This is a genomic window from uncultured Leptotrichia sp., from assembly GCF_938036635.1.
Classification (GTDB): Bacteria; Fusobacteriota; Fusobacteriia; order Fusobacteriales; family Leptotrichiaceae; genus Leptotrichia; species Leptotrichia hongkongensis.
Genome location: NZ_CALHQO010000317.1, coordinates 1 through 6,155 on the forward strand (window position 1 = coordinate 1; position 6,155 = coordinate 6,155).

Annotated in this window: 4 protein-coding genes; 1 reads left to right on the forward strand and 3 read right to left on the reverse strand. The window is 33.2% G+C overall.

Annotated elements, in window-relative coordinates; all coding sequences use genetic code 11:
* Positions 1 to 80 precede the first annotated feature (80 nt).
* A complete protein-coding gene (locus Q0370_RS06315; protein WP_299573561.1) occupies positions 81 to 2,780 on the forward strand; it encodes a cation-translocating P-type ATPase in 2,700 nt (899 codons plus the stop codon).
* A 118-nt stretch (positions 2,781 to 2,898) separates the two neighbouring features.
* Here Q0370_RS06315 and Q0370_RS06320 read toward each other — a convergent pair whose 3' ends face one another.
* Genes Q0370_RS06320 through Q0370_RS06330 form a run of 3 tightly spaced genes read right to left on the reverse strand, consistent with a single transcriptional unit; the run spans position 2,899 to position 6,102 of the window.
* On the reverse strand, positions 2,899 to 3,861 hold the full coding sequence (locus Q0370_RS06320) for a transketolase family protein (RefSeq protein ID WP_299573564.1): 963 nt from the start codon (positions 3,859 to 3,861) through the stop codon (positions 2,899 to 2,901).
* Positions 3,862 to 4,710, reverse strand: coding sequence for a transketolase (locus Q0370_RS06325; RefSeq protein ID WP_299573567.1), 849 nt, complete (start codon positions 4,708 to 4,710; stop codon positions 3,862 to 3,864).
* A gap of 42 nt (positions 4,711 to 4,752) precedes the next feature.
* The gene (locus Q0370_RS06330; protein ID WP_299573572.1) at positions 4,753 to 6,102 is read right to left on the reverse strand and encodes a PTS ascorbate transporter subunit IIC; all 1,350 of its coding nucleotides are present in this window, start codon (positions 6,100 to 6,102) and stop codon (positions 4,753 to 4,755) included.
* Between the last annotated feature and the right edge of the window lie 53 nt (positions 6,103 to 6,155).

The window sequence follows — 6,155 nt, forward strand, 5'->3', positions numbered from 1 at the left end:
AGTATAATTTTAAAATATATTTGAATCTTAGATATCTAAATAAAAAAGTAAATGTAATTACAGAAAGAGGTGAAAAAATTATGTGGTTTACAAAATCACAAAATGAAGTTTTAAAGGAATTAAATGTAAATCCTAAGGTTGGGTTGACAAAAGATGAAGTAAATGCAAGGCTTGAAAAATATGGACAGAATAAATTAAAAGGAAAGGCCAAAAAGACATTGATGCAATTATTTATTGCACAGCTTCAGGATATGCTGATTTATGTATTAATTGCAGCGGCTGTGATAAATCTGATAGTGGATATTAAACACGGCTGGACAGATGCTTTGATTATAATGGCAGTGGTACTTATAAATGCAATAGTTGGAGTAGTACAGGAATCTAAGGCTGAAAAGGCGCTTGAAGCACTTCAGCAAATGACAACTCCTAAGAGCTTGGTTCGAAGAAATGGAGAAGTTATAGAGGTTAACTCAGAAGATTTGGTTCCAGGAGATATTTTGATAATAGATGCTGGTAGATTTATTCCAGCAGATGTAAGGCTTATAGAGAGTGCCAATTTACAAATTGAAGAGTCGGCACTTACGGGAGAATCAGTACCAAGTGAAAAAAATGCTGATTTTATTACCAAAGATGAAAAAATTCCTGTTGGAGATAAGGAAAATATGGCATTTATGTCAACCATGGCCACTTATGGACGTGGAGAAGGTGTCGTAGTTGCAACAGGAATGGAAACAGAAATTGGTAAAATTGCAAAAATACTTGATGAAGATGAAAATACATTAACTCCTCTTCAAATAAAGCTAGATGAACTTGGTAAAACTCTTGGTTATATTGCAATGGGAATTTGTGCTGTAATATTTATTGTTGGAATTATTCAAAAACGTCCTATCTTAGAAATGTTTATGACGTCAATAAGTTTGGCAGTTGCTGCTATTCCTGAAGGGCTTGTTGCAATTGTTGCAATCGTGCTTGCGATGGGTGTAAATAAAATGTCAAAGAAAAATGCGATTGTAAGAAAATTGCCTGCAGTGGAAACATTGGGAGCAGTAAATATAATTTGTTCAGATAAAACGGGAACATTGACTCAAAATAAAATGACAGTTGTAAAAACTTATACATTTGATAATTTGAGGGATATACCATCAGAAGGTAGAGATTTTGTGGCAAATAAGGATGAAACTGAATTAATTCGTTCGTTTGTCCTTTGTTCAGATGCTTCTATTGACAGTGGACAGGATATTGGAGATCCAACAGAAGTGGCACTGGTTGTACTGGGAGATAGATTTAATCTTGAGAAAAATACTTTAAATGCAGAGTACAAAAGAGTAAGTGAAAATCCATTTGATTCAGATAGAAAATTAATGTCAACATTAAATGAAGAAGGAGATGGCAAGTATAGAGTTCATACAAAAGGTGCTATTGACAATATTCTAGTAAGAGCAGATAAAATTCTAGTGGATGGAAAAATTGTTGTATTGACTGAGGAAATGAAAGAAAAAATATTAAAAGTTGCAACAGAAATGTCGGATGATGCACTTCGTGTGCTGGGAGTAGCTTTTAAAGATGTGGATACTGTAATTGCTCCAGAAGAAATGGAAAAAGAGCTGGTTGTAGTTGGAATTGTTGGAATGATTGATCCGCCAAGAACGGAAGTTAAAGATTCGATAACAGAAGCAAAAAATGCTGGAATTACTCCAATTATGATTACAGGAGATCACAAGAATACAGCAGTTGCCATTGCAAAAGAATTAGGAATTGCTACAGATATAAGTCAAAGTCTGACTGGTGCTGAAATTGATGAGATTTCAGATAAGGAATTTTCTGAAAACATTAGCAAATATAGAGTTTTTGCAAGAGTATCGCCTGAACATAAGGTAAAAATCGTAAGAGCATTCAAGGAAAAAGGTAATATTGTTTCGATGACAGGAGATGGAGTGAATGATGCTCCGTCACTTAAATTTGCTGATATTGGTGTTGCTATGGGAATTACAGGAACTGATGTTTCAAAAGGTGCAAGTGATATGATTTTGACTGATGACAACTTTACTACGATTGTTCATGCGATTGAAGAAGGAAGAAACATTTATAATAATATCAAAAAAACTATCATATTCTTGCTTTCATGTAATTTGGGAGAAATAATTTGTATTTTCTTATCAACATTGTTGAATTGGGACTTGCCATTAGTTGCAACACAGTTATTATGGGTAAATCTAGTTACTGATACATTACCTGCATTAGCACTTGGAATTGATCCAGGGGATAAAGATGTAATGAAACGTTCTCCAAGAAATCCTAAGGAAAGTTTCTTTTCGGAAGGTGCAGGAATGCGTGCAGTAATTGGTGGAACATTAATCGGATTTTTAACATTGGCAGCATTTTATATTGGAATTAATGAAACTGGAATGATTGGAAATCTTGGACAGTTGGAAACAATGGCAAAAGCTGGAAATGAAGCTGCAAAACACGCATTGACACAAGGTAGAACAATGGCATTTATCGTGCTTACAGTATCACAGCTATTTTATTCATTAACAATGAGAAATAGCCAAAAAACAATATTTGAAATTGGAATTTTCAAGAATAAATATTTGATTTATTCGATTATAATCGGAATTGCATTGCAAATAGGATTAACTTCATTTGTACCAATTGCAAAAATATTTAAAGTGACAAACATTTCATTTGGAAATTGGGATGTAGTGCTAATATTTGCATTAATACCATTTGTGGTTAATGAAGTGATAAAGCTGGTTTCGAGAAAGAAAAGCAGCAATTAGTTTAGTTATCTAATAAAAATCAGGCAGGAATACTCTTGTCTGATTTTTTCATAAATATAAAAAAATAAAATATCGACTTATTAAGAAATTTCAATTTAATAAATCGATATTTTTTATTTTAATCTTTTAGTAACTCCATTGCAGCTTTATAAATATACTCTGCAGTCAACTCATATTCATTCATCAAAAAATCCAAAGTTCCAACTTGCCCAAATCTTTCCTTTATTCCAATTCTTCTTAATTTTGCGTCTCCAGTTTCAGCAATTACTTCAGCGACTGCACTTCCTAAACCATTGTGAATACTGTGGTTTTCACAAGTTACTATTTTCCCTGTTTTTTGTGCATATTTTTTGATTAATTCACTATCTATTGGATTTAAAGTAAACATATCTATTACAGCGGCATTTATTCCTTCATTTTCCAATTTTTCTGCTGTTTTCAAGGCTTCTGCTACCATAATTCCATTAGCGATTAAAGTAATATCTGAACCATCTTTTAATAAATTTCCTTTTCCAATTTCAAAAGTTGAGCCTTTTTCATAGATTGTTGATGCATTTTTTCTGATTGTTCTAATCCAGTAGAAGCCATCTTTTGTGGCAACTTGTTCGAGAATATTTTCAAACATTGTGGCATCTGTCACTTCTAATACAACTGTATTAGCGAGACCTCTCATTATTCCCATATCTTCAAAGGACATGTGAGTTCCTCCGTTATGGGCGGCAGTTACGCCAGCATCAGAAGCAATTATTTTAATATTATTTTTCTGATATGCCCCCGACATAAACAATTGATCAAAGCATCTTCGGCTTGCGAAAGCTGTAAAAGTATGTGCAAATGGGTATTTTCCAGCAATAGACATTCCAGCTGCAACACCTATCATATTTGCTTCCATTATTCCACAATTTATCACTCTTTCGGGGTATTTACCCTGTATCTTGTCAGTTGTAATTGCGTTCATTAAGTCAGCTTCGAGAGCTATAACTTGACTATGTTTTTCCAGTAATTCACAAAGTTTGGAAGAATAAACTTTTCTCATTTCTATTTCATCTTTTTTTGGAGTTCCAGTATAAACTTTTATCATTTATTCCACCTCACTTTCCAAATCTTTTATCGCCTTTTCGATTTCTCGCTTTAGTTCATCAGTCAATCTTAGATGATGAGAATTTTCCATTTTTTCAATGTATTCGACACCTTGCCCTTTTATAGTGTCAAGTATTACAAATAGTGGTTTTTCATTGTTTTTACGAGGCACTTTCAAAATATCATACATTTTTTCAATATCATTTCCTTTTATAGTAACAGCATCAAAGCCAAATGATTTCATTTTTTCCTCAAAAGAGAAAGGTTTTATTATTTCATCTAAAGCACCATCCAGCTGTTTTTTGTTGTAATCAAGAAACACTGTTAAGTTATTTAAGTTGTGGTGAGCAATAAACTGAAATGCTTCCCAGCATTGTCCTTCGTTTATTTCTCCGTCTCCAATAATACAAAAAACTCTATTATTTTTTTTGTCTATTTGCAGAGCTTTTGCAATTCCCGTGGCAATTGAGATTCCTTGCCCTAGGGAACCTGTTGTTGCATCAATTCCTTTTGTTCTGAGTCTATCTGGATGGCTTGGTAAATTTGTTCCATTTTGATTTAATGTGTAAATTTCTTCAAGCGGGAAAAATCCTTTTAAAGCTAGGGTTGTATAGAGTGCAGGGCCTGCATGCCCTTTTGACAGCACAAAATAATCTCTGTCTTCCCAATGTGGATTTTTAGCGTCAATATTCATAATTCCGCCATACAGCACTGCCAAGATTTCAACAATTGACAAACTTCCACCATAATGACCAAAACCTAAATTGGTAAGGGATTTTAATGTGTTGATTCTAATATTGGCAGCTAATTTTTTCATTTCTTTCACTTTTTCATTATAATCACTATTCATTTTTTGGCTCCTTCCAAATGATAATCAATTTTTAACAATAATTTATTTTGATTTTTTTGAAGGTACAAATCCAAAGGCTACTAAAATAGCAGTTATTCCAACGATTATTCCAGAAACTATTGCAGGAGATACGTGTTTTGCCATATTACCTAATACAATTCCAACTGTTACAAAATCTGCATCAGAGAATGTAGTGTTTGCAAATCCTAAATTTCCTAACACTGGTAATAAAATTACAGGTAGGAATGTCAGTAATAGTCCATTTGCAAAAGCTCCAATTGAAGCTCCTCTTCTACCGCCAGTAGCATTTCCAAATACACCTGCTGTCGCTCCACAGAAGAAGTGAGGCACCACTCCAGGTAGAATAAGAGTCCATTTTAGCATACCAAGCATAAATAATCCGATAACTCCTCCTAAAAAACTGCATAAAAATCCGATTAATACAGCATTAGGTGCATAAGGGAATACGATTGGACAGTCTAATGCAGGTTTTGCATTTGGCACAAGTTTTTCGGAAAATCCTACAAAGGCAGGCACTATTTCTGCAAGAACAAGTCTAACACCTGATAAAATAATATAAACTCCCGCTGCAAATGTTATAGCCTGAATAATTGCAAATACTAAAAAGTTATCTCCGCCACTTAGTTCCTTTTCAACATAACCTTTTCCTGCGACTAATGCTAAAATTAAATAAATTATCATCATAGTCAATGAAATGGAAATAGAGCTGTCTCTTAAAAAACTTAAATTTTTAGGTAATTTCATTTCTTCAGTTGATTTTGAACCTTTTCCAACTAAAGTTCCAACAAATCCTGATAAAACATATCCTATTGTACTAAAATGTCCAAATCCAACATCATCGCTTCCAGTAATTTTTCTAACATAAGGTTGTGCCAATGCAGGAAATATTGCCATTACAAGTCCTAATGTCAATGAACCAATGATTACTAGTAAAGGTCCTTGAAATCCTCCAACTTTTAATATTATTCCAATCATACATGCCATATATAAAGTATGGTGTCCTGTCAGGAAAATATATTTTAATTTTGTAAATCTTGCGATAAATATGTTCCAGAACATTCCAAGTGCCATTATTAACGCTGTTATTGTTCCGTATTCTTTTAATGCCAATGAAACAATTGCTTCATTGTTAGGCACTATTCCTTGAACGTGAAATCCTTGTTCAAACATGCTTCCCATAGGTGCTAATGAGTTTACAACCAGTCCTGCTCCTCCACCTAATACCAAAAATCCTAAAATAGTTTTAATTGTACCTTTTACTATGTCTGTAAATGGTTTTTTTTGAACTAATAACCCAATCATTGCTATTAATCCGACTAAAATTGATGGAACTTTTAAAATATCCACAATAAGAGTTAATAAGCTTTTCATTTTTTCCTCCTAAATTTTAATCATTTCATACTATTATAACCTATTAATCTTAT